At 48.5% G+C, this 26,355-nt stretch carries 18 protein-coding genes; 16 read left to right on the top strand and 2 right to left on the bottom strand.

What is annotated here, in order from left to right:
• The first annotated feature begins 1 nt into the window (after nt 1).
• Nucleotides 2–2,518: a zinc-dependent metalloprotease gene (locus tag BMZ54_RS14325; RefSeq protein ID WP_089912657.1), complete on the top strand. Its 2,517-nt coding sequence runs from the start codon at nt 2–4 to the stop codon at nt 2,516–2,518.
• A gap of 226 nt (nt 2,519–2,744) precedes the next feature.
• Nucleotides 2,745–4,634: a glycoside hydrolase family 19 protein gene (locus BMZ54_RS14320; protein WP_089912655.1), complete on the top strand. Its 1,890-nt coding sequence runs from the start codon at nt 2,745–2,747 to the stop codon at nt 4,632–4,634.
• A 49-nt stretch (nt 4,635–4,683) separates the two neighbouring features.
• Here BMZ54_RS14320 and BMZ54_RS14315 read toward each other — a convergent pair whose 3' ends face one another.
• Nucleotides 4,684–5,430, bottom strand: coding sequence for an SDR family oxidoreductase (locus tag BMZ54_RS14315; RefSeq protein ID WP_089912652.1), 747 nt, complete (start codon nt 5,428–5,430; stop codon nt 4,684–4,686).
• Nucleotides 5,431–5,491: 61 nt separating this feature from the next.
• On the bottom strand, nt 5,492–6,094 hold the full coding sequence (locus BMZ54_RS14310) for a TetR/AcrR family transcriptional regulator (RefSeq protein WP_089912649.1): 603 nt from the start codon (nt 6,092–6,094) through the stop codon (nt 5,492–5,494).
• A gap of 170 nt (nt 6,095–6,264) precedes the next feature.
• On the opposite strand from BMZ54_RS14310, the gene BMZ54_RS14305 reads away from it, so the two are divergent.
• From BMZ54_RS14305 to BMZ54_RS14245, 14 genes are all read left to right on the top strand, one after another.
• Nucleotides 6,265–7,053 (top strand): DUF4350 domain-containing protein, encoded by a 789-nt coding sequence (locus tag BMZ54_RS14305; RefSeq protein WP_089912646.1) that lies wholly within the window; start codon nt 6,265–6,267, stop codon nt 7,051–7,053.
• Nucleotides 7,054–7,162: 109 nt separating this feature from the next.
• Nucleotides 7,163–9,709 carry a Kelch repeat-containing protein gene (locus BMZ54_RS14300; protein ID WP_089912644.1) on the top strand — a complete coding sequence of 849 codons (2,547 nt, stop codon included), beginning with the start codon at nt 7,163–7,165 and terminating at the stop codon, nt 9,707–9,709.
• A gap of 40 nt (nt 9,710–9,749) precedes the next feature.
• On the top strand, nt 9,750–11,090 hold the full coding sequence (locus tag BMZ54_RS14295) for a S41 family peptidase (protein WP_089912641.1): 1,341 nt from the start codon (nt 9,750–9,752) through the stop codon (nt 11,088–11,090).
• 116 nt (nt 11,091–11,206) lie between these two features.
• The gene (locus BMZ54_RS14290; protein ID WP_089912638.1) at nt 11,207–13,198 is read left to right on the top strand and encodes an SGNH/GDSL hydrolase family protein; all 1,992 of its coding nucleotides are present in this window, start codon (nt 11,207–11,209) and stop codon (nt 13,196–13,198) included.
• A 58-nt stretch (nt 13,199–13,256) separates the two neighbouring features.
• Nucleotides 13,257–13,499 carry an SxtJ family membrane protein gene (locus tag BMZ54_RS32760; protein ID WP_143081016.1) on the top strand — a complete coding sequence of 81 codons (243 nt, stop codon included), beginning with the start codon at nt 13,257–13,259 and terminating at the stop codon, nt 13,497–13,499.
• Nucleotides 13,500–13,605: 106 nt separating this feature from the next.
• Complete coding sequence (locus tag BMZ54_RS33170) at nt 13,606–13,755, top strand: DUF5989 family protein (RefSeq protein ID WP_202909248.1); 150 nt, start codon at nt 13,606–13,608, stop codon at nt 13,753–13,755.
• 6 nt (nt 13,756–13,761) lie between these two features.
• Complete coding sequence (locus tag BMZ54_RS14280; RefSeq protein WP_089912633.1) at nt 13,762–15,672, top strand: carbamoyltransferase family protein; 1,911 nt, start codon at nt 13,762–13,764, stop codon at nt 15,670–15,672.
• A gap of 179 nt (nt 15,673–15,851) precedes the next feature.
• A complete protein-coding gene (locus BMZ54_RS14275) occupies nt 15,852–18,845 on the top strand; it encodes a SusC/RagA family TonB-linked outer membrane protein (RefSeq protein WP_089912630.1) in 2,994 nt (997 codons plus the stop codon).
• Nucleotides 18,846–18,973: 128 nt separating this feature from the next.
• Nucleotides 18,974–20,515, top strand: a complete 1,542-nt coding sequence (locus tag BMZ54_RS14270) for a RagB/SusD family nutrient uptake outer membrane protein (RefSeq protein WP_089912625.1) — start codon at nt 18,974–18,976, stop codon at nt 20,513–20,515.
• A 181-nt stretch (nt 20,516–20,696) separates the two neighbouring features.
• Nucleotides 20,697–21,860 carry a glycoside hydrolase family 99 protein gene (locus BMZ54_RS14265; RefSeq protein ID WP_202909247.1) on the top strand — a complete coding sequence of 388 codons (1,164 nt, stop codon included), beginning with the start codon at nt 20,697–20,699 and terminating at the stop codon, nt 21,858–21,860.
• 296 nt (nt 21,861–22,156) lie between these two features.
• Nucleotides 22,157–23,887, top strand: coding sequence for a lectin (locus BMZ54_RS14260; protein ID WP_089912618.1), 1,731 nt, complete (start codon nt 22,157–22,159; stop codon nt 23,885–23,887).
• A gap of 307 nt (nt 23,888–24,194) precedes the next feature.
• Entirely contained in the window at nt 24,195–24,524 is a 330-nt protein-coding gene (locus tag BMZ54_RS14255) for a circadian clock KaiB family protein (protein WP_089912615.1), read from the top strand.
• 16 nt (nt 24,525–24,540) lie between these two features.
• A complete protein-coding gene (locus tag BMZ54_RS14250; protein WP_089912612.1) occupies nt 24,541–25,824 on the top strand; it encodes a sensor histidine kinase in 1,284 nt (427 codons plus the stop codon).
• Nucleotides 25,825–25,941: 117 nt separating this feature from the next.
• On the top strand, nt 25,942–26,331 hold the full coding sequence (locus BMZ54_RS14245; RefSeq protein WP_089912608.1) for a ribosomal maturation YjgA family protein: 390 nt from the start codon (nt 25,942–25,944) through the stop codon (nt 26,329–26,331).
• The last annotated feature ends 24 nt before the right edge of the window (nt 26,332–26,355 follow it).

Genomic DNA, 26,355 nt, shown 5'->3' with positions numbered 1-26,355 from the left:
CATGCAGATCAGGAATTACAGTACCGGCGCGCTGCGCCTGTTACTCCTTCTTTTTGCCATACCTGCCGTAGCGCAGAAAAAAGATACCGGCGCCGCTAAGAAGGTGGATACCGCTGCCGTAGTAAAGGCATTGCTTACTCCTAAGGCCGATGCGCCGAAACCGTATAAAGAGATCATCACCGCTGCTGCCGTTACCAGCAAAGGATTTTTTAAAGTGCATAAGGTAGATGAGAAGTATTTCTTTGAGATACCGGACAGCCTGCTGGAGCGTGATATACTGGTAGTAGGCCGTATGTCCAAAGCCCCGGCAGATTTTCGTTTTATTGGCGGCGCCTTCAGCTTTGCCGGCGACCAGATCGGGGAATGTGTGATCCGTTTTTCCAAAGTACCGGGTAACAAATTGTTCCTGGAAAAAATGTCTTATAAGGAACGTTCTGCTGATAGTTCCGAGAATGGCTTGTACCGCTCTGTAGTGAACAGCAATATACAGCCCGTGCAGGCCGTCTTTCCCATTAAGGCTTTGAATGACAGCGCCAGCAGCAGCGTGATAGATGTAACGGATTATATTATTGGCGATAATTCCGTACTGTTCTTTGATGCTGCCATCAAGAATTTTATGTCGGTAAGCATGCAGGCAGTAGACCGCTCTTATATTGAAAGTGTAAAAGCCTACCCCATGAACATAGAGGTAAAGGCGGTGAAGACCTATAACAGCAAACCTTACCCCGATGGCAGTACGAAGATCTATACTTATGAGCTGAACAGCTCTATAGTGCTGCTGCCAAAAGTACCTATGCAGGCACGTTACTTTGATCCGCGCGTAGGTTTTTTTGCAGATGATTTTGTGGACTTTGATGCTAACCCGCAGGGCGTAAAAAAAGAAAGCGTGATATGGCGCTGGCGTATGGAGCCCAAACCGCAGGACCTGGAAAAATACCGCCGCGGTGAGCTGGTAGAACCTGCCAACCCCATTGTAATTTACATTGATCCGCAAACACCTAAAAAGTGGGTGCCTTATCTTATTAAAGGTATTAACGACTGGCAGGCTGCCTTTGAAACCGCCGGTTTTAAAAATGCCATCATTGGTAAAGAAGCACCCATGGATGACAGCACCTGGAGCATTGACGATGCACGCCACTCTGTAATAGTATACAAACCATCCGCCATTGCCAATGCATCGGGCCCCAGCATTAAAGACCCGCGCAGCGGCGAGATCATGGAAACGCACATTAACTGGTACCACAACGTAATGGACCTGGTGCACCGCTGGTATCTTATACAGGCCGGCGCTATTGATCCCCGCGCCCGTAAGCTGCAGTTGGATGATGAGCTCATGGGACAGCTGATCCGTTTTGTATCCTCTCACGAAGTAGGGCATACGCTGGGCCTGCGGCATAACTGGGGCGCATCTTCCACCGTGCCGGTAGATAGCCTGCGGAACAAGCAATGGGTAGAGGCGCATGGCCATACGCCTTCTATTATGGATTATGCACGTTTTAACTATGTGGCCCAGCCGGAAGATAACATCAGTGAAAAAGGCATTTTTCCCCGCATAGGCGATTATGATAAATGGGCCATTGAATGGGGTTACCGGTACATACTGGAAGCTAACAGCGCCACAGCAGAAAAGCCCATCCTCAATAAATGGGTCGTGAATAAGCTGGCAGCCAGCAAACGTTACGCCTTTGGTATTGAAAAAGTACCCTGGGATCCTAAAACCTGGCTGGACCCGCGCAACCAGAACGAAGACCTGGGGGATGATGCCATGAAAGCCAGCGCCTACGGGATTAAGAACCTGCAGCGCATTGAAGGCCATTTAATGGAATGGACCCGCGAGCCCAATGAAGATTATGAAAAGGCCGGCGATATGTATAAAGAGCTGGTGCTGCAGTACCAGCGTTATATGGGCCATGTAGCAGCCAATGTAGGCGGCATTTACACCACACCTAAAACAGTAGAGCAGCCCGGCGCAGTATACGAATTTGAGAACAGGGAAAAACAAAAAAGGGCTATTGCCTTTTTACAGCAGCAGCTGTTTGCCACACCGGAATGGCTGAACGATGAAAAGCTGTTTAGCGTAACAGAAACTGGTTTCAGTATGGTAGCCAATGTGCAGAACCAGGTATTGTTTTCCCTGCTGGACGCAAAGATGATCAACCGGCTGCTGGAACAGCAGGCTTTTCAACCTGCCAAAGCCTATACGCCGGCAGAAATGCTGCAGGACCTGCAGCAGGGTATTTTCTCCGAATTGCCGGCGCATAAGCCCATTACTTTTTACCGCCGCAATTTACAGAAGGCGTATGTGGAAAAGCTGATCACCCTGTTGCCGCCCCTGGCAGAAAAGGCCGGGTTAAGCAGCCTGAATGATGGTATGTCTGTGGTAAAAGCCCACGCCAAAAAGCTGGCAGCAGAGATTAGAACGGCGGCTGTTACCGCACCTGATAATGCATCACGTGAGCACCTGCAGGATCTGTATGAGCGGTTGGATAAGGTGTTACACGCGGTAAAGGTAAGTTAGAGGATTGACACACTTTTTTGCCTTTATTCTCATATGAGCATGCCCGTGGTTTTTACCGCGGGCTTTTTTATTTAAAAAAGTGGGGTACCGGGTAGTACCATTTCCCTCCTGATCCGTCTTAGCCTGTACTTAAATATAATAACTCAAAATCACCATCATAAAACCATGATCGCCACACATTAGATCTGTCAGCATTAATCATTGAAAACCTAAATTGAAAGAACCTATGAGAAGCCTGTCCTGTACAAAAGGACGCATGAACCTTATGCAAAGGTGCAAGCGAAGTTTTATTGTTGTTTTATTCCTGTGCTGTATAACCACAGCCTTTAAAGGCGCTGCCCAAAACCTGGCAGATGTAATGACCAGCGCAGACTGGAGCACTTTTTTTCCGCATCGTTTTAACCCCGATGACCGTACCGGGGCTGGCACACCGCCTGCTACGCCCGCAAAAGATTTTTATTCCTACGCAAATTTTGCAGAAGCCGTGCGCCGCATGGGCAACATTAAAATTATAGTAGAACGCCGCTGTGCCACCAACGCTTACCGCCTTACCCGTGTGGATAAAACTACCGGCGCATCCCTGGTGTTCCGTACAGATGCGGATTTTAATATCAGTCCTAACATGATCGTCACAGAAACAGTGGATTATGCTTCCTTTGCCGGGGAAGGCGATCTGGCAGCACGTAAACGTGAGCTCATGGCTTTCCTGGCAAATATTTCCCAGGAAACCACCGGTGGCTGGCCTACGGCGCCGGGCGGCCCTTACGCCTGGGGCCTGTACTTCCGTGAAGAAGTAGGTTTTGAAGGCACCAATAACATTGGCTACCGCGATGAGAGTAATGCGCAGTATCCGCCTGCGCCGGGTAAATCGTACCATGGCCGCGGCCCTATACAGCTCAGCTATAATTATAACTACGGGCAGGCCAGTGAGTTTATTTTTGGCGATAAGAATGTATTGCTGGCCAACCCGGAGAAAGTGATCCAGGATGGAGTGATTGCTTTTGAAACCGGTATCTGGTTCTGGATGACGCAGCAATATCCCAAACCCTCCTGCCATGAGGTGATGATCCCCGGCAAATGGACGCCCACGGCCGAACAAACCGCCCTTAACCTGAAACCGGGTTTTGGCGCTACGGTAAATATCATTAACGGTGGGGTAGAGTGCGGCGGCAGCACAGAGAATGCAAAAGTATTAAGCCGTATTGGCCATTACCAGCGTTACACCGGCCTTAAGCAGGTGAGCCTTGAATTAAATGGCGGTAACAATGCGGTGAACTGCGGCTGCGCCAATATGGGCCGTTTTGCTATTGATGCTGCGGAGTGCAGCAAAGTAACTTCTCTTTCCTTCACTGCCCCTGCCAATGGCATTTTGAATGTAAGCAGCTTATCGCCGGTAACATTAACCGTTGCTAAGAATGATCCGCGCAGTGAGATCACGCAGGTGTTTGTTAAAATAGATGGTCAGCGCCTGGCAGGTACCTCTGTGCAGTGGACGCCATCTGCATATAAGGCTTACACCGCCACCGCTGTAGGCATCAGGAGCGGGAAAGATTCTGTGGTAACCACCACTACCTTCGCTATCTGGAACAGCCAAACATTTGAAGGCTGCAGCGGCCTGCCTTTGTGGAATGCCAATAAGGTGTATGATAAGCCAAACAACATAGTACGTTATAACAATACCATTTACCGTAACCAGTGGTGGGCCGGTGCTACGGATGTACCGGGCAGCAATACCACCTGGGCGGTAGTAGGCGCCTGCAATGGCGCTGCTGCCCGGGACTGGGAAGCCTTTAATGCAGGCATCGCAGGCCAGGCAGCAACGGTTGCTGAAATTACCGCTACACTGGTTGATAAAGCAGCAGATGCTGCAACGGAACCAACCGTGTATCCTAACCCGTTAGTAAAAGACGGCACTTTGTCTGTAAAGCTGGCAAAGTATGATGCGGCCAAACCGGTACAGGTAACCATCCTGGATGTCAGCAAAAAAGTAGTGGCCTTCCATAAAGGCAATGCTAAGGTGCTGAATTTTTCCACGGCTAACCTGCCCGCCGGGTTTTATATTCTCGTGATCACAAACGGCAATAACACTTCTACTAAAAAGATTGTAATACAATAAGAGAGCACTTGTATTACGGGGGCCTCCTCATTTATTGAGGGGGCCTTTTTTATGCGGTAACACCGTTAAGCGCGTTCAACGCAGCGGTGGGCGATTCTTTCAGCAGGTCATAGATAGCAGCTGTTTTACCGGTGTGTATGCTATATACATCCTGCTCCATGCTGTTCAGCAGATCTGCAGCTACTTCTCCGGGGGGAATACCGTTGGCAGCGCCGCCAATAACGGCAGAAAAATCAGTGTTCACCAGGGGCGGCATCAGCTCAAATACTTTAATGTTGGTATCCTGCAGGGATAAACGCAATATTTTGGAATAGGAGTTCAGGGCTGCTTTGCTGGCGCTGTAAGTAGGGATCCTTAAACCCGGCGCATAGGCGGTAATGGACGATACGTTCACCACTGCTGCTGCAGGCTGCTGGTGTAAAATGGGGAGCAGCTTTTCAGTAAGGCGCACCACAGATATATAGTTGGTATAGATTTCCTTTTCCGCTTCCTTCCAGCTTTCTTCGCCTACGGCTAAGGTGTGGTAGGCGGCATAACCGGCATTATTGATCAGCACATTCAGCTTTGGGAATTTTGTGCGGATGGTGTTTACCAGCTCATCTACTGCTGCTTCACTGCTTACATCACTCACCAGTGTATGTACGCCGGGAAGCTGGGTGGCAGCCTGTTCCAGGCGTTTGGCATCGCGCCCGGTAATAATTACTTCATTACCTTTTTCAAGAAAGGCTTTAGCGGTTGCAAGGCCAATGCCGGCACTGCCGCCGGTTATCAGGATGGTGTTGTTACTCGTTTTCATGTTGTTTATTTTTATTTATGTGGATAGATACCGATTGGTATCTGATGAAGCAAAAAAAATGTCAGCTCAATGAAATGCTGTTTATCAGGTCTGCAATAGCGTCTGATACCAGCTCTATATCTTTATTCTTTTTAGTAATACCGGAAAGCATAATACCACCTTCTACCATGGCCAGCAGGCCGGTAGCAAACCGGCGGGCATTTATACCGGGCAGGAACTCACCGGCGGCAATGCCTTTGCTAACAAGATCCTCCAGTAATTTGCGGGTGCTTTCCAGGGCCTGCGCAGCTTTTTCGCGCAGCAGCTCATGGGTGTCATCCGCCTCTATACCGGTATTCTGCATAGGGCAGCCGCCTTCCGGGAATGGTGTTTTTTTTGCCGGGCGAAAGATCTCCGCGTATACCAGCAGTTTTTCCTTATAGGTGGGCGCACTGTCCATTGCTTTGCGGAAAATGCTGCTGCGGTTTTTCAGGTTGTACTCAAACGCAGCCAGGGCAATATCTTCCTTGTTTTCAAAGTTGCCGTAGATGGCGCCTTTCGTCATGCCGGTAGCTTCCGTGAGGTCAGAGATGGATGTGCCGGCATATCCCTTTTTATTAAAAATGGGAGCCGTTGTTTCAATGATCCACAAACGTGTCTTTTCTGATTTAGGCTCAAATTTCATGACACAAAGATAGATACCAATCGGTATCTGACCAAATATTTTTTTAAAGATAAGCAGCACGTACAGGTTGGTGATGGGTAAAATCCTTTGCCAGCCTGCTTTACCGGGCTTCTGTCAGCAGCCGGGTAAAAACAGCTGAAATATTCCGGTATAATTTCTAAATTGGAAGAATGAAAATGGTTTACACCTGCATGGCTTTAGCCTGCTTCCACGCTGCTGTGCTGCATGCACAGGAAAAAACGGTTACACTGGATTCCTATTTCAATAATGAGCATCGCAAAAATGCTGCGGGTGAAATGGAATCTTTCCACTATAAATGGGAGGAAACAGGCAATAACGGCTACTCCAAACTGGGAGACGCGTTTAAAGCGCAGGGCGCCACCCTGAACACCTTACACGAAGCGCCGGCTGCCGCTAACCTGAAAAGTTCCGCTATATATATCATTGTAGACCCTGATAATGCAAAGGAATCGCCCACACCTAATTATATCGGCAAAAAAGATATCACCGCCATTAGCCAATGGGTAAAAGCAGGGGGCGTATTGCTGCTGCTGGCCAATGACAGCGCCAATACGGAGCTGACGCATTTTAATGAGCTGGCCGCCGTTTTTGGTTTGCATTTTAATGATGAACGTATTAACTATGTGAAGGACGATGCGCATTTTGAAAACGGCGCCATTGCCGTAAAAGATCATCCGGTGTTCCGCACAACCAAAAAGATCTTTATGAAAGATGCCTGCTCCATTCGCGTACAGCCACCGGGCAAACCTTTACTTACTTCAGGCGGCGCTACCATTATTGCCACTACTACTTATGGTAAGGGCACAGTAGTAGCTGTAGGGGATCCCTGGTTGTATAATGAATATGTGAACGGGCGCCTGCCCGCTGGTTATGAGAATGATAAGGCTATGACGGACCTGGTAACCTGGCTGATGACGAAAGCACCCGCCAAAAAATAGTAAGGCATTGGATTACAGCTCTCTGCTAAAACAACGGGGAGGGGCAATAGAAAATTTGCAGGCCAGGGAAAACTTGACTAAATTGTATCTCCTTTAGCTGCATAGCGTTATGAAATTTTGTGCCTTTATAGTTTTTTTAGTTTTGCTGCTGAATGAGGCCGGTTTTGCACAATCATACGGTTTACAATTCCAGAGCCACGAAGTAGTGCCGGAAAAAAGGACCGCCCTTAACCTGACGCCAACAGCACCTCTATGCCTGGATGGGACTACGGAAATTTCCTTCGATCTCAACTTTGTTCCTTATCATGATATTTATTTCGGTTACGTACTGCGCGTAATTTTTGATAACCGGGAAAATATTGACCTGGTATATAACCAGAAAACACTGCGTTTTGATTTCCTGATAGGAGAAAAATATTCCACTGTATTTACCATCGATCCCGCTACACTCTATAATAAATGGAGCACCTGCAAATTAAGGATCGATCCTGCAACGCAGGAAGCCGCTTTGTTTGTGAACAATACACAGGTGGCAAAAGGCAAAGGCAATTTCGGGAAAAAGGCCTGCTGCCGCCTGCTGTTCGGCGCCAATAACTTTGAAGGTTTCCAGATGCTGGACATTCCGCCCATGAACATAAAGGACGTGGCTATCCGCGAAGGCAGCAAAACAAAATACTACTGGCCTTTATCGGAAAGCAGCGGCAATCAATGCCGGGATACCATTCGCGGCAAAATAGCAGAAGTACGCAATGCCAACTGGATAAGGCCCCAGCACCAGCAATGGGCTTTAATGAGCGAATTGAAAATGAACGGTATGCCCAGTGTGGCATTTGATAAAAAGAACGAGGTATTGTATGTAGTATCTGCAGATTCTTTGTACAGGATCGCTTTTAAGAGCGGCGCTTCCAGTACAGTGGCGCTTGCGGAAAAACATGATTCGCTGATGGCCGGCAATCAGTCCATTTACGATCCTTTCCTGCAAAAGCTCTATAACTTTTACATTGATGGGCAAACTGTAAGTACCTTTGATTCCAGCGCGCAAAAGTGGAGCACCGGTTTTGCTCCTGCACCGCTTACCGTGTATTGGCATGCCAATAAATTTATTTCAGCCTACGATAGCTCCCTGTATATTTTAGGTGGTTACGGGCAGCTGGAATATAAGAACCGCGTACAACGTTATTACCTGCCGGGTAAGGAATGGGATACCATGCTGGCTACACATGGCGACCGCTTTATGCCGCGTTACCTGGCCGCACTGGGCACTAATGAAAAAGGCGATACCGCTTACATTATGGGCGGTTATGGCAGCAGCACCGGCAGTCAGGTGGTGAACCCGAAGTATTATTACGATCTGCTTTCCTTTAGTGTAAAAGATCATTCCTTTAAAACTATTTACCGCCTGCCGGAACCGGACCGCCAGTTCTGTTTTGCCAACAGCATGGTGATTGATGCCACGGCAAAGGAATATTACGCGCTGGTATACCCGAACGATAAATTTAACTCTGAGCTGCAGCTGATCCGCGGTTCCTTACAGTCGCCCAAATATCAGCTGCTGGGTACTACCATTCCATACACTTATCATGATGTGCAGTCTTTCGCAGACCTGTATTATTGTGCCGACAGTAAGAAGCTGGCCGGCGTAACCATTTATACTTCCAAGGAAGGAAAGGCCAGCGTAAAGGTATACACCATTGCATTCCCGCCTAACCAGCTGTTGCCCGCCACACCGGAAAAGAATACGTCTTACTGGTGGTATTACGGGATAGCACTGGCGCTTGCCGGCGCCGGCATTTTTGCCTACCGCAAACGGAAGCTGAAGGCCGTGCAAACACCTGCCCCCCCGCTAATAAAAGAACCGGAAACAGTAGCAGAACCCGCAGCCATAGCCGGGCTAACCATGCCCCTGCACACGCCGGAAGAAGAAGAAAGCGTGCATGCCAAAGTATTTTTATTCGGGCAGTTTGAAGTGTATGATAAGGATGGGCAGGACGTAACCCGCTCCTTTACGCCGCTGCTGAAAGAGCTGTTCCTGATCATTGCCACGCACACCCTGTGGACGGGCAAAGGCATCTCCTCAGAAAAATTATACGGCACCCTGTGGCGCGATAAATCCAGCAAAGAAGCTCAGAACAACCGCTCTGTGAACATGGTAAAGCTCAAGGCCATCCTGGATAAGCTGGGCGCCTGCAGCTTTGTAAAAGATGCCGACCGCTGGAGCCTGCATTACGACAAAGAAAACATCTCCATTGACCTGGAAACCTTTCTGCAATTATGCCGCCCTGCCGGAAAGCATACCAAAAAAGAGATCCAGCAGCTGCTGGCCATTATACAACGCGGCTCCTTACTGGCCGATACAGCTTATCCCTGGCTGGAAGATATGCAGTCGGAGATCTCCGGCATGGCATTGTCCGTACTATCTGCCGCCACGCTGCAGTTCAGCCACGATCCTGAATTTTTAATAGAGATCGCCAACGGCATCTTTATTTTTGACCCCGTGAATGAAGAAGCCCTACGGGTAAAATGTAAAAGCCTGGGCCAGCTGGGCCGCCACTCCATGGCCAAGGCGCTGTTCAATAAATTCGCCAAAGAATATCATCACATGTACGGCGAGGATTTCCAGGGTACTTTTCATGAAGTGTTTAATGAGGTGAAGTAGGGGGTACTAAGAAAATTTTGGTAATATTGCTGTTTAAGCTATGCTACGGATCCCTCCTATTTATCTGCTACTTTTGGTAGTCTTGTTTGATGCCCTATCTGTTTTGGGGCAAATTCAATCATCTGACACAAACCGGATATATTATAAGAACGAGCTGAAAGCTGATCTGCGTTTCCTGAGAAATAAATTGGATAAGATACATCCGGGGCTCTACCGCCATACTCCAAAACCAGCGTTTGATATTTTTTTTGACAGTCTATACAATTCCATTGTTAACCCTATGGATGAGCAGGAATTCTTGAGTTTAATTACCTTGCTGAACCCTAAGATTGGCGATGGGCACACGATGTTTTTGCCCAGTAAGACGGCAACTGATTATAACAACAAGACAGGCAGGTTTCTGCCCTTCTCAGTGGCTTACATAGGTGAAAGGCTTTATGTCGTTGAAAACTGCTCATCTGACACCAGCATTGAAAGGGGAGAAGAGATTGTAAGCATTAATGGAGAAAGAATAGCTGCTGTCATGGCGCAGCTGATGGCAAGGCAGATCAGGGATGGATACAACCAAACTTACCCGGTTTGGATACTGAATCATTATTTTGCTGCTTACTATAGTTTTGCATATGGCCATCCTTCACAGTTTTGCCTGGAAATGAAGAGCAATAAAGGCAGGCTCCAAAAAAAGCAGATAACAGCCTTAACAAAGGACAGTATAAGGTTCTTCCGTCAAATCCGCTATCCCGTCTTTGAAGAGCAGGGAATTACTTTAGAAAAAAATAAGGATGGTACAACTGCTATCCTGACTATTAAAAGTTTCGATGCTGATTTGCTCGAATCCATTCACAAGCAGGATTATAAATATGTAATGGACAGCGTCTTTACTATCTTGCAACGCAACCAGACCACAGACCTCATCCTGGATCTACGTGACAACCAGGGAGGAGATTTTGAACCGGGGCGTTATCTTTTATCCTATTTGCTGACTAATCCTGCCCGGTACTTATTGTCTGGGAAAGAAGCGAGATCAATACAGCCCAAAATCAATCATTTTACCGGAAGGTTATTTGTACTCATTAATGGAGGCAGTTTTTCTAACACTGCAATTGTTAGTGCCTGTCTTGAAAGAGATCAAAGAGCAGTTTTCGTAGGGGAAGAAACCGGTGGCAATAAGTATATCATTAGTGGACAACCAATAGAAATATCACTGCCCAAAACTCATATAAGAAGCTTTATTTCCACCACTACGTTCCGGATCATCCCTGGCGCCGGCGACGGCCACGGAGTTTTCCCTACACATCCGGTCCTTCCTGCTATTGCGGATATCTTGATAGGGAAGGATATAGCAAAGGCAACTGCGCTGAAGCTTATACCGGAACGTTAAAATATTATTGCCCAATTGATCATGGTACCATTTTTTCTCCCTTTCCCCCTGAGAATCACTACAATTAGTGCATTATTAATGCCGCCGTTAAGCCTCCCCGCCTATATTGCAGGGGTATGAATACTAAAAACAGGCTCCGGTTGTTCAAAGCCATCAGCATTGGCCTGGCATTACTGGCCATTGTGATGCTGGAGCTGTTGCTGCGCGCCTTCCATTACGGCCACGACCTGCGCCTTTTTATAGAAGCCCCTGCTGATAACCGTTACCTGGTATTAAACCCGGATGCCTCCAAAAAATATTTCCTGAACCAGCGCATTGCCACCACGGGCAACAGCGAATTATTCAAAAAAGAAAAGGATAAAAATACCTGCCGCATTTTTGTGCTGGGGGAATCCACTACTATTGGCTATCCCTACTATCATAACGGCGCTTTTCACCGCTGGCTGCAATACCGGTTAATGCATAGCTTTCCTGACCGGGATTTTGAGATCATTAACCTGTCGCTGACAGCAGTGAACTCTTTTACTGTACTAGGTTTTGCCAGGGAAGTAGTACGTTACCAGCCGGATGCCGTGCTTATTTATACCGGCCACAATGAGTTTTACGGCAGCCTGGGCGTAGGCAGTACTGAACGCATTGCCGGTAATCCCCGCCTGGTGAACCTGGTGCTGGCCCTGCGGGAATATAAAATCATGCAGCTGCTTACCAATACCTATGAAAAGATCCTGAGCCGTACTGCCGGCCCGGAGGCCACTGCCGGCAAAGCGCGTATGGAGTTGATGGTAGCCGCGCAGCAAATCCCGTACGGCTCCACGCTATACAAGCGGGGTATTGCGCAGTTCCAGGCCAATATGGATGCTACTTTACAGCTCCTGGATAAAAAGGGCATTCCTGTTTTTGTCAGCAACCTGGTATCCAATGAAAAAGACTTAAAGCCTTTTATTAGCCTGGGGCCGGATAGTGCACAGGCGCCGGCATTTCAAAAAACATACACCGCTGCTTTGCAGGCATTGGAAAATAAGGATAGCGCCGCTGCTTTCACCGGCTTTCAGCAGGCGGAGAAATTATATAACGGCTACGCCGCCACGCACTATTACCTGGGCCGCCTGTTGCTGGCTAAGGGAGATGCGGTTACAGCCCGCCAGGAGCTTTCCACTGCGCGCGACCTGGATGCCCTGCGCTTTCGTGCGCCAGCAGCGCTCAATAACATCATCCCGCAGCTTTGCAGCAAATACAGGAATGCACACCTGGTAAATGCAAAGGCAGCTTTTGAGCAGCTTTCCGCAGATCATATTATTGGTAATGAGCTGCTATTGGAGCATGTACATCCCAACCTGCAGGGATATGCCGTGCTGTCGGATGCGTTTTACAATAGTATGCAGCAGGCAGGCTTTTTTCCAAAAGATAGCATGAACCTCGCGCAGCTGCTGCGCGCCATGCCCATTACCAGGGTAGATTCCCTGGCAGGTGCCTACCGCATTGCCAACCTGAAAAGGAGCTGGCCTTTTACCACGGTACCGGTAAAGGATACTTTGGCTGTAAACACGGAAGAAGAGCGACTGGCCTATGGCCTTGCTTTTCAGCATACTTACTGGCCGGCTGTAATGGATACCCTGTATAACTATTATGCGGGTAAAGCAGATTGGGCCGGCGCAGCTGCCGTGGTAGGAACGCTGGTACTGGAACATCCTGCAGATGCGCCTTTATATGAGCGGGCAGCCAATTTATACGGTAAGCTGAATGATTTCAATAACGCCGCCTTTTATTTCCGCAAAGCTTTTGCGCTGGCGCCCACTTTTGAAATGGCCCGCACGCTGTTTGTGCTGTACCTGAAAATGGATCAGCCTTTGGCAGCCATGCCTTACCTGGATTATGCCATGCAGCATAACGACCGCGGCCTGAACCTGGCACCGGTGAAACAGCTTACGGCGGAGATCATACAGCTACAGCAAACCACTACCCCGGAGGCACTGAACCCGGTAGTGAATAAATACCGGCAAATGGGTAATAATGAAGGCGCCGCCAGTTACCTGGAGAAGCTATTAAAAACCGATCCCGGGAATAAGCAGGCATTATTGTTACTGGGGGAAGTAAGAAACAGGAGATAAGAAGTAAGAGGCAGAAAGCAGTTCATAAACCACTGCCTTTAATGGCAAATAACAGATCATGAAAAAATTCTTTCGCGCGCTATACGCTGCCTGGGTCAGGTTTGGAATGCTGCTGGGGTACATTAATATCCGTGTTATTCTCAGCATCCTGTTCTTTATCATCGTTACGCCGGTTGGGCTGCTGAGAAGGCTCGCCGGTAAGGACAGCCTTCGCATCCGGCAGTTTAAAAAAGGCCGCGGTTCTGTGATGGTGAACCGGGATCATGTGTATATAAAGGAGGATCTGTTGCACACGTTTTAGGAACAGGTAAGCATGTTTAAAGCGGAGAACACCACCATTTTAACCGGCACGTAAGCGGCTTTTATTAGAGCATACATGTATTTTAAACCACTGATCAACCACGTTTATGGAATTTTTTAAAGAGCTTTTTCTTTTCCTGCGCACCCGGAAAAAATTCTGGTTGTTGCCGCTGCTCATTATGCTGCTGTTGCTTACCGTACTGGTAGTGCTCACCACCGTACCGGCCCTGGCGCCTTTTATTTACACCTTATTTTAATGCGCCTTGGCTATCTGTATATTAGGCATCTCTGCATTTTACCACGACAGCGCCGCTGCCATCATTATAGATGGTAAAATAATAGCCGCTGCACAGGAGGAACGGTTTACCCGCATTAAGCACGATGCATCTTTCCCGGAGAATGCCATTCGCTATGTATTACAGGAAGCGGGCATTACCTACGGCCAGCTGACTGCCGTCGCTTTTTATGATAAGCCTTTACTGAAGTTTGAGCGCCTGCTGGAAACGTATCATGCCTTTGCACCAGCGGGGCTACTCAGCTTTTTAACTGCCATACCGGTATGGCTGCACGAAAAGTTGCAAATGAAAAAGCTGCTGCGCAGGCAGCTCAGGAAATTGGAAAAGGAAGATGATCTGGGTAAGGGAGCCAAAACAAAGAAGGAAAACAACAAAACCAACAAAGTTCCGATCTACTTCCCCGAACATCACCTATCCCATGCTGCCAGCGCATTTTATCCATCTCCCTTTGAAGAAGCGGCCATTCTTACCATTGATGGTGTAGGGGAATGGGCTACAGCTACTATTTGCCACGGGCAGGGTAACCAGGTAAAAATAATGCAGGAGCTGCGCTTTCCAAATTCCATAGGCTTGTTGTACTCCGCCTTTACTTATTACCTGGGTTTTAAGGTGAACAGTGGGGAGTATAAGCTCATGGGGCTTGCGCCTTACGGCGATCCGCAATCGCCGGAAACTATCTTGTTCAAAGAAAAGATCCTCTCTGCATTAGTAGATATCCGGGAAGATGGCTCTATATTATTAAATATGTCCTACTTCCGCTTTGTCACCGGCCTGCGCATGACCAATGATAAAAAGTGGGCCACGCTCTTAGGCATTCCACGGCGGCAGCCGGAATCCGCCATCACCCCATCGCACAGGAACCTGGCCCTGGCCATGCAGCAGGTTACGGAAATGATCGTGGTAGCGCTGGCCCGTACGGCGCAGCGTATTACCGGAAGTAAGAACCTGGTAATGGCAGGTGGGGTAGCCCTGAATGGTGTTGCAAATTACCAGCTGCTGCTGGCCGGTTGTTTTGATAATATATGGATCCAACCCGCCGCTGGCGATGCCGGTGGGGCATTAGGCGCTGCCCTGGCAGCATATCACATTGCGGAGCAAATGCCCCGGATCATGCGGGGCCAGCCCCCCGGTCCAGACGCTATGCAGGCGGCTCTTTTAGGTCCGGCTTATACCCGGCAACAAATCGCCACTGTCATTCACCGTTACAATGCCACCGCGGAATATGTAGCGGATTTTTCCATGCTCAGCGCCCGCGTTAGCGAGCTGCTGGCAGCAGGGAAGGTTATTGGCTGGTTCCAGGACCGTATGGAGTTTGGCCCCCGCGCCCTGGGCAACCGCAGCATACTGGCCGATCCACGCAACCCCTGCATGCAGCAGTACATTAACCTGCAAATAAAAGCAAGGGAAGCTTTCCGCCCATTTGCGCCCAGCGTGCTGGAAGAAGATGCCGCAGCATATTTTGATATGCAGGGCCCTTCGCCCTACATGTTATTTGTTACGCCATTAAAAGCAGCGCTGCGTTTTCCCGTGCCGGAAAACTACCGGCAAAATATCTATGAACGTTTAAATGATCCCCGCTCACCCGTACCCGCTGTTACCCATGTGGATTATTCCGCCCGCATTCAAACCGTTAGTAAAACAGCCCATCCAAAATACTGGCAGCTGATCCATGATTTTAAAGCACTCACCGGCTGCCCTATGCTCATTAATACCTCTTTTAATGTGCGTGGAGCACCTATTGTATGCAGCCCGGAAGATGCTTTCCTGGCGTTCATGCACACCGCAATCGATTACCTGGTAATGGGTAATTACCTGTTGGAGCGGGCAAAGCAAACCGCGGTACAAAATATTCCTGCACAGGAATATATGCCCGATTAATTAAAAACCACTTCACTACCAATGGGTTGTAAAAAAATAATATAACCGTTAAGGCTCCCGTTAAAGCATTTCCATAAAATTAATTTTTTCGTTAGCCCGTTATTAATGCCCGTGTTAGTGTGCCCCGCCTTACTTGCAGTATTATTTCAATCAAAAATTTAAATCGAAACTGTCCCGTTATGCAAAGATTAGTACTAATGCTTGTCATGGCATTTGTTTTCCTGGATGTGCATGCCCAGCAACACACAGTAAAGGGCACTGTGACCGATGAAGGCAACCAGCCATTACCCGGTGCTACGGTCAGGGTAAAGGCCTCCACGGTTTCTGCTATTACAGATGCTTCCGGAAATTTTCAGATCAACACAGGAGAACAGGCATCCCCCGTTCTGATTGTTTCTTACATCGGCTACGTTGAGCAGGAAGTAACTGTGAATGGCGCCAGCGTAACTGTGCGCCTGAAAACAGACGCACATTCCCTGAATGATGTGGTGGTAGTAGGTTACGGTGTGCAGCGCAAAAGAGATGTTACCGGCGCTACCAGCACCGTTAGGTCGGAGGAAATTGTAAAACGCCCCCTGGTAAGGGTTGAGCAGGCATTGCAGGGCACCACTTCCGGTGTGCAGGTAGCCAGCAACAACGGCCAGCCCGGTGCAGGTTTAAGCGTGCGGATCCGCGGGGTGAATTCCATTACCGGCTCTAACGAACCGCTGTATGTAATTGACGGTTACATTGGCGGCAGCGTGGAATCCCTTAACCCCAATGATATAGAATCCATGGAAATACTGAAAGATGCTTCTGCCACCGCTATTTACGGTTCCAGGGGCTCTAACGGCGTAGTGCTGGTAACTACCAAAAGCGGTAAGGAAGGCAAAACGCGTGTGGATTTCAGCACCTGGTTCAGTAAAGCCAGCGTACCCAAACAGCTGGATCTTATGAACGCGTACGATTTTGCCCGTACGGTAAATACGCAGTTCCAGCTTTCCGGCAACCCCGCTGCATTTACCGATGCGCAGCTGCAGGAGCTGCAATCCAAAGGCGGTACTAACTGGCAAAAAGAGCTGCAGCAAAGCCCCTGGATCCAGAACTACCAGCTGAGCGTATCCGGCGGTAATACCGGCGTGCGCTACATGTTCTCCTTTAACCACCTGGATCAGCCGGGCCTTATCCTGAACCAGTATTATAAACGCACTACCTTAAGAAGCAATGTGGATGTGAAGCTGAATGATAAAATGGATCTGAAGGTGAATGTAACGGCGCTGTTCCCGCAGAACCGCAATACGCAATACCCCGGCGACCTGATAGATCCGTTTGCACAGGCTACCCAGTGGGATCCTACATCGCCTGTGCGTAATGCAGATGGCAAATACATCCTCTCCGCGCAATACGGCTCCATACAGATCAACCCTGTAGCGCAGGCCAGCAACCAGCAGGTAGATAACAGCGCCACCAACCTAACGGGAACGGGCGTATTTACCTGGCGCATACTGCCCGGCCTTAGCTTCACCTCCAACAATACATACGAGATCCAGTGGTCATTGAACCAGCAGCTGTTCGGGAAAGAGACCAGCCTTGGAATGTCGGGCCGCGACTTTGCCTCACAGGGCAATACCCGCTACCGCTCTTACCAGAACAGTAACTTCCTTACCTACCGCGGTGATTTTGGCGATCACTCCCTTACTTTAACCGCGCTGTATGAGCAGCAGAACCGCCGCAACATTAATTCCAATGCACAGGGCGTGAACCTGATCAGTTATGTGAATGGCTATTATAATATAGGACTGGGCAGCACCCAGCTGGTATCATCCGGTTACTGGGCAGATGCGTTACAGTCTTATATGGGCCGTGTGAACTACGCCTATAAAAATAAATACCTGTTAACAGCAGCCGTGCGTGTGGATGGTTCATCGCACCTGCTGGATAAGTACAGCACCTTCCCCTCACTGGCCCTGGGCTGGAATATTGCCAAAGAAGGGTTTATGCAGGATAACCGCATTTTCTCCGACCTGAAGCTGCGCGCCAGCTTTGGTGTAACAGGCAACCAGGCCGTAAACCCTTATGCCACCATTCCGCAGATCAGTACCGGTGCGCCCTATTATTTTGATGGCAGCAAACCCACGGTAACCACTCCGCTGGGCAGCCCGGTATCCACCTCCCTGAAATGGGAACGCACGGAGCAGTATGATGCAGGTTTGGATGCTGCCTTCCTCAAAGGCCGCCTCACCTTTACGGTAGATGCGTATCACAAAAAGATCAAGGACCTGCTGTATTATTTCCAGGCCCCGTTCTATAACAGTGGCGCCACCTATGCCCGTAACATAGGCAGCGTAGAAAATAAAGGATTGGAGTTTGCCCTGGGCGGTACACCCATCAGCACTAAAAAATTAACCTGGAGCAGTAACCTGATCGCTTCCATTAACCGCAATAAAGTAGTGGACCTGGGCGGGCTGGATAACATTGTGGTGAATAACATCGGCTCCCCGCAAAGCAATGTATCCATTCTGAAGATAGGGCAGCCCCTGGGCGAGTTTTACGGCTATAAGTTCCTGGGCACCTGGAAAGCCAAGGAAGCTGCAGAAGCTGCGCTGTTTGGTATGAAACCCGGCGATGCAAAATATGTGGATGTTGACGGCGATAAAAAATACACCGCAGCAGATCTGCAAACAATCGGTAACGGCACTCCCAAATTCACGTTCGGGTTTATCAATGATATTAAGTACGACAACTTTACGCTGAGCTTTATGCTGCAGGGCGCTACAGGTTACCAGATCTATTCACAGACCCTGGCTTATGTATGGGGTGGTTTAGGCGATGCACGTAATGCCACCACGCAGGATGCGCTGGACATCTGGACACCTACGCATGAAACAGATAATCCCACCTTCAGTAAAAGCAGCACCAACTTTATTAACAGCAGCCGTTATGTGTACAATGCCAGCTACATGAAGCTGAAGAATTTGTCTATCTCTTATCACATACCTGAATCCCTGTTAAGCAAAGTGAAGCTGCGCAACCTGGAAGTATATGTGAGCGGGCAAAACCTTTTCACCGTTACCAGCTACCCGGGTTATGATCCGGAGATCACCAACGCCACCAACGCCATTACACAGGGCCTGGAAATGGGTGTGATCCCCAATCCGCGTACGTATACGTTTGGATTGCGTGCAGGATTTTAGGAGCAGAAAGCGGAAAGCATAAAGCATAAAGCATAAAGCAAAAAGCAAAAAGCATAAAGCTAAAAGCCAACAGCTAAAGGCTAAAAGCTAAAAGCATGCTATTTATTGATTCTTAATTATTAATTATAATGAAATTGAGATACATCACTTTTCTGTTAGGCCTCACCCTTGCCGGTGCTGGCTGTCAGAAGCTAACGGAAGATCCGAAGGGTAGCCTTACACCAGGCACTTATTTTAAAACAGCCTCTGACCTGGATGCCGCAGTGGCCTCCATTTACCTGCAGCTGGCAGTAGATGCAGCTTATGCCAACATCAGCAACAGCACGCCCTGTTTTGGTTCCGATGATCTTACCACAGACCCGGGATTGAATAAGCTGGGCTTCCGTTTATTTGACCAGTTAAATGGTAACTCCGATGCCGACGGCCGTTTGAACAACGTATGGCAGGGCCCCTGGACAGCCATTTACCAGGCTAACAACGTTATTGCCAATTATGAAAAGGTAGATGCTGCAGACGATGTAAAGCATGCTTACGCAGGACAGGCCTTTTATTTAAGAGCCTTCAGCTACTACATGCTGGTGCGCACTTTTGGCCCTGTACCGGTAATTGATAAACCGCTGGATGTAGATGCGCGTCCTGCAAGGGATTCTGTAAGCAATGTATACAATCTGATCGTAAGCGATCTTAAAACTGCTATCGGTTTTTTACCCACTTCTTTTCCGGGTGCACCAGGCAAAGCCAATCAGCAGGCCGCCAAAGCCTTGCTGGCAGAGGTGTATTTAACCATGGCAGGATGGCCGCTGAAACAAACTGCTAACTATGCGCTGGCAGCAGAACAGTCAGATGCGGTAATTAAATCAGGCCAGTTCACACTGGTACCCGACTATGCAAAAGTATTCACCACCAATAATAATTCAGAGTCCATCTTCTCCTTGCAATTCAATGTAGCAGGCGGTTTGCCGCAGCGTACCTTTGGCTCCTCCTGCATGCCGCTGGATGAAGTAGCGCTGAACGGTAACAGTGGCTGGGACGATTTTTACCCGGAGATCAACTTTTACCAGGCCGCACCCAAATGCGCCCGCACCGATGCTACTTTTTATACCACCATTAAACTGCTGCAGCCTAACAGAACCTTTAAGCTGGTACCCTGGAGCTCCACAGAAACACATGCCGGGCATCCGTATTACAAGAAATTCCGTTCAGGCGTTGGCGATGGTATCGTGGAAACAGATAACTCCATTATCTCTGCAAATCCCAGCACCAACAAAACGCTGGACATTATCCGCTATCCCATGGTGTTGCTGAACTATGCAGAAGCATCTGCCATGGCGGCTAATGCACCCACTTCAGAAAGCTATGCAGCTATTAACCAGGTAAGAAGGCGCGCGGGCCTGGCAGACCTTACACCCGGTCTGGCGCTGAATGCCTTCCGCGATTCCGTAGTACAGGAAAGGGCTTATGAGTTTGCAGGTGAATTTGGCATACGCTGGTTTGATATTGTGCGCCTGCAGCTGCTGCCGCAGATCCTGGCCAAACGCAGCAACCTCGAAAATCCGATCAACCCCGCAGTTGCCAATAACCCGGCAGCGCTGGCACAAAAATATTTAACACCCATACCCACGAATGAAATGCTCCGCAACCCGCAGTGGCAGCAGAACCCGGGGTATTAATAAGCGTGGTTAGCGGTGGAAAGCTTCCGCCGCTAACCACTTACTTTTAACCGTTTTATGTGAAACCATGCAGAGAATAGTATCTTTTTTTATCAGCCTTTTTTTATGTTATTATTCCACGTCATCAATTGCTCAAAAGCATAGTGAAAAAACGCTCTACCCCAGCTACAAGGGTTTGATTATGGCGGGGTACCAGGGTTGGTTCCGGGCGGCAGGAGACGGCTCCGCTGCCCGGCGCTATGCTTACGGAAGCGAAGAACGTAGTGGTATAGATGCCTGGCCGGATGTAAGCGAATACGAAAAAACTTATGAAACCCCCTTTGTTTTAAAAGACGGCAGTAAAGCCCGCTTCTTTAGCTCACTGGATAAAAGTACAGTAGACCTGCATTTTAAATGGATGCAGCAATATGGAGTAGATGGTGTGTTTATGCAGCGCTTCTTTAACGTAACACGCGAAGGCAGCGGCAAAAAAGAAGCCGCCACTATTCTTGGCAATGCGCTGGAAGCAGCTTCCAAATACAAAAGAGCTATTGCCGTAATGTACGACCTGTCTGGTTTAAAAGGTAAGGGAGAAGATTGTTCCGCTATTATTGAAGACTGGAAATATTTAGTAGACACCCTGAAAGTAACCCGCCAAAGCGGTGCCAATACTTACCTGCATGAGAATGGTAAACCGGTAGTATGCATCTGGGGTATTGGTTTTCCGGACCGGCCTTATGATATCCGCAACATTGGCCTGGAAAGGTTAATAGATTTTTTGAAGAACGATCCTGTTTATGGCAACTGCACGGTAATGTTAGGCGTGCCCACTGCATGGCGGGAGCTGAATGCAGATTGTATTCATGATCCCTATTTACACACCATCATTAAAAAGGCCGACATAATTCTGCCCTGGATGGTGCAGCGCTTTTCGCCCTTATTGCATAATGATATGGACCGCTACCGCGACATGATAGTGGATGATATGGAATGGTGCCGCCGGAACAATATTGAGTATGTGCCATGCGTTTGTCCTGGGTTCAGCTGGCATAACCTGAGTAAGTATGAGTTCCCGGACGATGTAAAACCCGTAGGCTCCATACCCCGCCAGGGCGGCCGCTTCTACTGGCAGCAGCTGTCAACCGCCATACTGGCCGGCGCAGGCATGATCTACGTAGCCATGTTTGATGAAGTGAATGAAGGCACCGCCATTTTTAAAGTATCGGATAATCCACCGGTAGCTAAGAACGTATCGTTCATTAATATGGATGGGCAACCATCAGATCTGTACTTATGGCTCACCGGCGAAGCTGCAAAAATGCTACGGAAGGAGAAACCGTTAACTACGGTAATGCCGGTGCGCTAAACGCGCGCAAAGTAGAAAGCAGAAAGCAGAAAGCGCAAAGCATAAAGCGCAAAGCATAACAACAAGTAAAACTAAAACAAAAGCGCAAACCATATTTTAAAAACCATTCATAACAAGCCTTAAATCCATAAACCATATTAAAAACCTTTTCAGAAACCCTATCTCCGTTACGAGCTATCAATTCGTGATGAACCATGGTATACTTCAATCGCGCAGTACTCAATTCGTAATTGAATAATTCGTAATTGAACCTGGTTCGTAATTGACAATTCGTAATTCACTCAAAACCCTGTAAAATGAAAACGAGCACCAAAAATGCGTTCGCCGGCAGCATACGGCGGTATTCCACGTTATCCATTAACTGGAGGAATGTACTGTTATTCTTTGCTATTGGCCTGCTGGCCGCCTGCTCCAAGCAGGACCTCGAAAAACAATTAAAAGAAGGCGCTACGCTGAACAAAATGGCTGCCACCCCTTTAGCCTCCCCGGTGGGCGACGTAGTGGGAAAGGTGACCGTTGGTTACCAGGGCTGGTTTGCCTGTATCGGCGACGGATCGCCCATTAACGCCTGGTGGCACTGGACCCAGGACTGGGGCCAGTCACCCTCACCCACCAACAAAGGCATGAAATCATGGCCGGATGTAAGGGATTACACCACCACCTTTGCCACCAGCTTCCCTAACCTGGGCAACGGGCAGCAGGCGCGTTTATTTTCATCCTTCACAGACCAGACTGTGAACGTACAATTTCAATGGATGCAGCAATACGGTATTGACTGCGCCGCATTGCAACGCTTCAACCCCACGGGCGGCGAAGGGCCGGTGCGCGATGCCATTACCGCCAAGGTGAAAACAGCTGCGGAAACCTATGGCCGCAAATTTTACATTATGTATGATGTAAGCGGCTGGACCAACATGCAATCGGAAATAAAAACCGACTGGACCAACAAAATGAAAGCCTACACCTCATCCAGCGCGTATGCCGTGCAAAATGGCAAGCCGGTAGTATGTATCTGGGGCTTTGGCTTTAACGACAACAACCACAATTTTTCCGCCGCTGCCTGCCTGGATGTAATTAACTGGTTTAAAGGCCAGGGCTGTTATGTAATTGGCGGTGTACCCACCTGGTGGCGTACAGCACCGGCCAACTCCGATTCCCGTACCGGCTTCCTGGATGTATACAGGGCATTCAACATGCTATCACCCTGGATGGTAGGCCGTATTGGCAGCGCCGGTGAATCCGACAATTTCTACAACAACGTGAACATCGGCGACCAGGCTTACTGTAACCAGAACGGTATCGACTACCAGCCCTGCGTGCTGCCCGGCGACCTGCAGGAACGCCAGCGTGCGCATGGCGACTTTATGTGGCGCCAATTTTATAACATGGTACGTGTAGGCGCCCAGGGCATTTACATCTCTATGTTCGATGAGTACAATGAGGGGAACCAGATCGCCAAAACAGCGGAAAATGCCTCCTTTGTGCCCGCCGGCTCCGGCTTCTGGGCATTGGATGAGGATGGGGTAGCCTGTTCCGCAGACTATTACTTGCGCCTTACCGGCGATGGGGCCCGTATGCTGAAAGGACAGCTGGGCCTTACGGCTACACGCCCCACCCAGCCTATAGTGGGCAACAATAATGGCAATATACCCTTTGGGCAAACCATTACCCTGAAGGCAGCCAATAACCTGTATGTATGCAGCGAAAATGCCACCCAGGCTATGAACTGTAACCGTACGGCCGTTGGTCCCTGGGAACAGTTCACTGTGGTGAATGCGGGCAACGGCAAAGTAGCCCTGCAGAACCTGGGCAAATACGTATCTTCTGAGAACGGTACTCAGGCCATAACCTGCAACCGTACTGCCATTGGCGGCTGGGAGCAGTTTGACTGGATAGCTAATGCCGATGGCACCATTTCCCTGAAAGGCAACAATGGGGCATTTATTTCCGGGGAAAACGGTACCCAGCCTATGACCTGTACCCGCACCACTGCCGGCGCCACGGAAAAATTCCGGGTGAACCAGTAAAAAATAGAACACACAAATACACAATTTGTGCAACATGAAATGCCGCCGGCGGTTCTTATACTGCCGGCGGCATTTCATATTCAGGGAGTTGAGGGGGCTGATGATGGCATAAGGGCCGCTGGTGGCGATTATAGCCGCCTTATATTTAGCAGGTTTCTTCAGTTTGGGTAGCAATTTCCCCATATATAAAGCATGTAAATGGCTTGCACTGGCACGGCATTTGCCTTTTCCTGTTTTAAAACCATATCTTTTTATTAAGTCCACCGGGTAAATTCCTGTTAGTGATAAGCCCCTAAAATAACTGAACATGAAAGGAGTACATGCAGAAGATAATACGATAGGAGTGACAAATGATGATAGCGGGAGCGCAGAGTATTCATTGCGCCTGTTCATTAGCGGAGCATCCGCTAACTCCGCCAAAGCTGTGTTAAACCTGATCAGTGTGTGCGATACCTATATTAAAGGAAGGTATGCTTTAGAGGTGATTGATATTTTCCAGGATCATGAGCTGGCGCAGAAAGAACACATTACAGCCGTGCCTTCACTCATTATAAAAACACCCTTATCCGCAAAAACCCTGGTTGGTAATATGTCCAACTGCCAGAAAATACTACAGGAATTGCGACTTACAACCTGAGATTTACAACATAAGTATGGAAAAAGGCAAACCGTCATATGAAACGCTGCAGCAAGAGGTGCAGCAATTGCGTGTTGCGTTGGAAGAAGCAAGAGATACAATAGCCGCCATCCGTTCCGGGGAAGTAGATGCTTTGATAGTAGAGGGGGAGCTGGGCAATGAGATGTACACATTAACCAGTACAGATCTTACCTATCGCCGCTTTATAGAGAAAATGGCACAAGGCGCTGTTACTATCAGCAAAGAAGGTACTATACTTTATAGTAACTCCCGCTTTGCCAATATGATAGATACTCCTCTCTCCGGCGTAATAGGCCTTGCTTTCGGCCAGTTTGTGAAGCCGGAATACCAGGGCCACTTTGAACAGCTGCAGGAAAAAGGATGGATGGAAGATACCATTGGGGAAGTGGTGCTGAAAAATGCGCAGGAAGGTTTAACCGTACAGCTGTCCCTCACTAAGCTGGAGCTGGACGGTGGTTTTGCCATCAGTATCATCATCACTGATCTTACCGCGGAAAAAGAAACACAACGGCAGCTAAAGCAGCAGAACGATAAGCTGGAGCAGATCAATCATGCACTGGAGCTCAGCAATCACGACCTGCAGCAGTTTGCATCCGTAGCCTCGCACGACCTGCAGGAGCCGCTGCGTAAGATCCAGATGTTTTCCAGCCTGCTGAAGAAAAAGATCAACGGCCTTTCTGAAGATGCGCATATGTACCTGAATAAGATCATTAGCTCATCAGAAAGAATGAAGCAGCTGATGGATGATATATTGAACTACTCTATGTTATCCTCTAACCAGATCAAATATGAGCATATTGAGCTGCAGCAGCTGATGAACGACCTGCTGGAAGATTATGAGCTCATCATCCAGGAAAAAGGGGCCAACATTACAATAGAGGAGCTGCCTGCCATAGAAGCCAACAGAGGGCAGATCCGGCAGCTGTTCCAGAACATGATCAGCAATGCCATCAAGTTCTCCCGGCAAAATGTATCGCCCAGCGTTTTTATCAGCGGGCGCCGCATTCACTCCCGCAGCTTTGAAGCGCCGGAACAGCACGATGGCCCTTTTTGCCGCATCTCTATAAAAGATAACGGCATTGGTTTTGATGAGAAATATATGAGTAATATTTTTTCGCTCTTTGGCCGCTTAAACCCGCGGGGTATGTATGAAGGTACCGGCATCGGGTTGGCCATCGCAAAAAAGATTGTAGATAAACACGGCGGTTTAATTACCGCACATAGTATTGAGGGAATAGGTTCAGAATTTATTGTAGTGTTGCCACTACAGCAATTTTAGCGGAAATTTAATGCAAGTCACAGGGAAAAAAGCAAATGCAGCACCGTAACGGGCGCTGCATTTTGTTTTTATAAACTGTTCTTGCGCAAATACTATCTTTGCGGCAATCCTTTACCTATGCAGTTTCGTTTCAGCTGGAAATTTTTTGTGCTCACCGTATTGTTATTTATTACAGAAGTGCTGATTGCCGTGTATGTGCACGATAGTTTTATACGCCCTTATTTTGGCGATTTTTTAGTAGTGATACTGCTGTACTGTTTTGTAAGCACCTTTTTACAGGCGCCGGTGAAACCCTTAGCCATTGGTGTTTTGCTGTTCGCTTATTTAATAGAAACGCTGCAGTACTTTAACCTGGTGAAACATTTGGGCCTGCAGCATTCACGCCTGGCCAATATTGTAATAGGTAACCATTTTGAATGGACGGATATAGTGGCCTACACGCTGGGCGTTTTATTGATCCTGTTGCTTGATAAGTTAATACCAGCGCGGGTTTTGCCGGTACAATAATTGTTGCCTTCCCGTTATTCTGTA

Origin of the sequence: Chitinophaga rupis, from assembly GCF_900109685.1 — a bacterium.
GTDB classification, from domain to species: Bacteria; Bacteroidota; Bacteroidia; order Chitinophagales; family Chitinophagaceae; genus Chitinophaga; species Chitinophaga rupis.
The sequence above is the reverse complement of the archived record's forward strand: the minus strand, read 5'-3'. Positions and strand labels throughout refer to the sequence as shown.

Coding starts and splice junctions, on each gene's coding strand:
- BMZ54_RS14325 (WP_089912657.1), top strand. CDS start 2: ATGCAGATCAGGAATTACAGTACCGGCGCGCTGCGCCTGTTACTCCTT.
- BMZ54_RS14320 (WP_089912655.1), top strand. CDS start 2,745: ATGAGAAGCCTGTCCTGTACAAAAGGACGCATGAACCTTATGCAAAGG.
- BMZ54_RS14315 (WP_089912652.1), bottom strand. CDS start 5,430: ATGAAAACGAGTAACAACACCATCCTGATAACCGGCGGCAGTGCCGGC.
- BMZ54_RS14310 (WP_089912649.1), bottom strand. CDS start 6,094: ATGAAATTTGAGCCTAAATCAGAAAAGACACGTTTGTGGATCATTGAA.
- BMZ54_RS14305 (WP_089912646.1), top strand. CDS start 6,265: ATGAAAATGGTTTACACCTGCATGGCTTTAGCCTGCTTCCACGCTGCT.
- BMZ54_RS14300 (WP_089912644.1), top strand. CDS start 7,163: ATGAAATTTTGTGCCTTTATAGTTTTTTTAGTTTTGCTGCTGAATGAG.
- BMZ54_RS14295 (WP_089912641.1), top strand. CDS start 9,750: ATGCTACGGATCCCTCCTATTTATCTGCTACTTTTGGTAGTCTTGTTT.
- BMZ54_RS14290 (WP_089912638.1), top strand. CDS start 11,207: ATGAATACTAAAAACAGGCTCCGGTTGTTCAAAGCCATCAGCATTGGC.
- BMZ54_RS32760 (WP_143081016.1), top strand. CDS start 13,257: ATGAAAAAATTCTTTCGCGCGCTATACGCTGCCTGGGTCAGGTTTGGA.
- BMZ54_RS33170 (WP_202909248.1), top strand. CDS start 13,606: ATGGAATTTTTTAAAGAGCTTTTTCTTTTCCTGCGCACCCGGAAAAAA.
- BMZ54_RS14275 (WP_089912630.1), top strand. CDS start 15,852: ATGCAAAGATTAGTACTAATGCTTGTCATGGCATTTGTTTTCCTGGAT.
- BMZ54_RS14270 (WP_089912625.1), top strand. CDS start 18,974: ATGAAATTGAGATACATCACTTTTCTGTTAGGCCTCACCCTTGCCGGT.
- BMZ54_RS14265 (WP_202909247.1), top strand. CDS start 20,697: ATGGCGGGGTACCAGGGTTGGTTCCGGGCGGCAGGAGACGGCTCCGCT.
- BMZ54_RS14260 (WP_089912618.1), top strand. CDS start 22,157: ATGAAAACGAGCACCAAAAATGCGTTCGCCGGCAGCATACGGCGGTAT.
- BMZ54_RS14255 (WP_089912615.1), top strand. CDS start 24,195: ATGAAAGGAGTACATGCAGAAGATAATACGATAGGAGTGACAAATGAT.
- BMZ54_RS14250 (WP_089912612.1), top strand. CDS start 24,541: ATGGAAAAAGGCAAACCGTCATATGAAACGCTGCAGCAAGAGGTGCAG.
- BMZ54_RS14245 (WP_089912608.1), top strand. CDS start 25,942: ATGCAGTTTCGTTTCAGCTGGAAATTTTTTGTGCTCACCGTATTGTTA.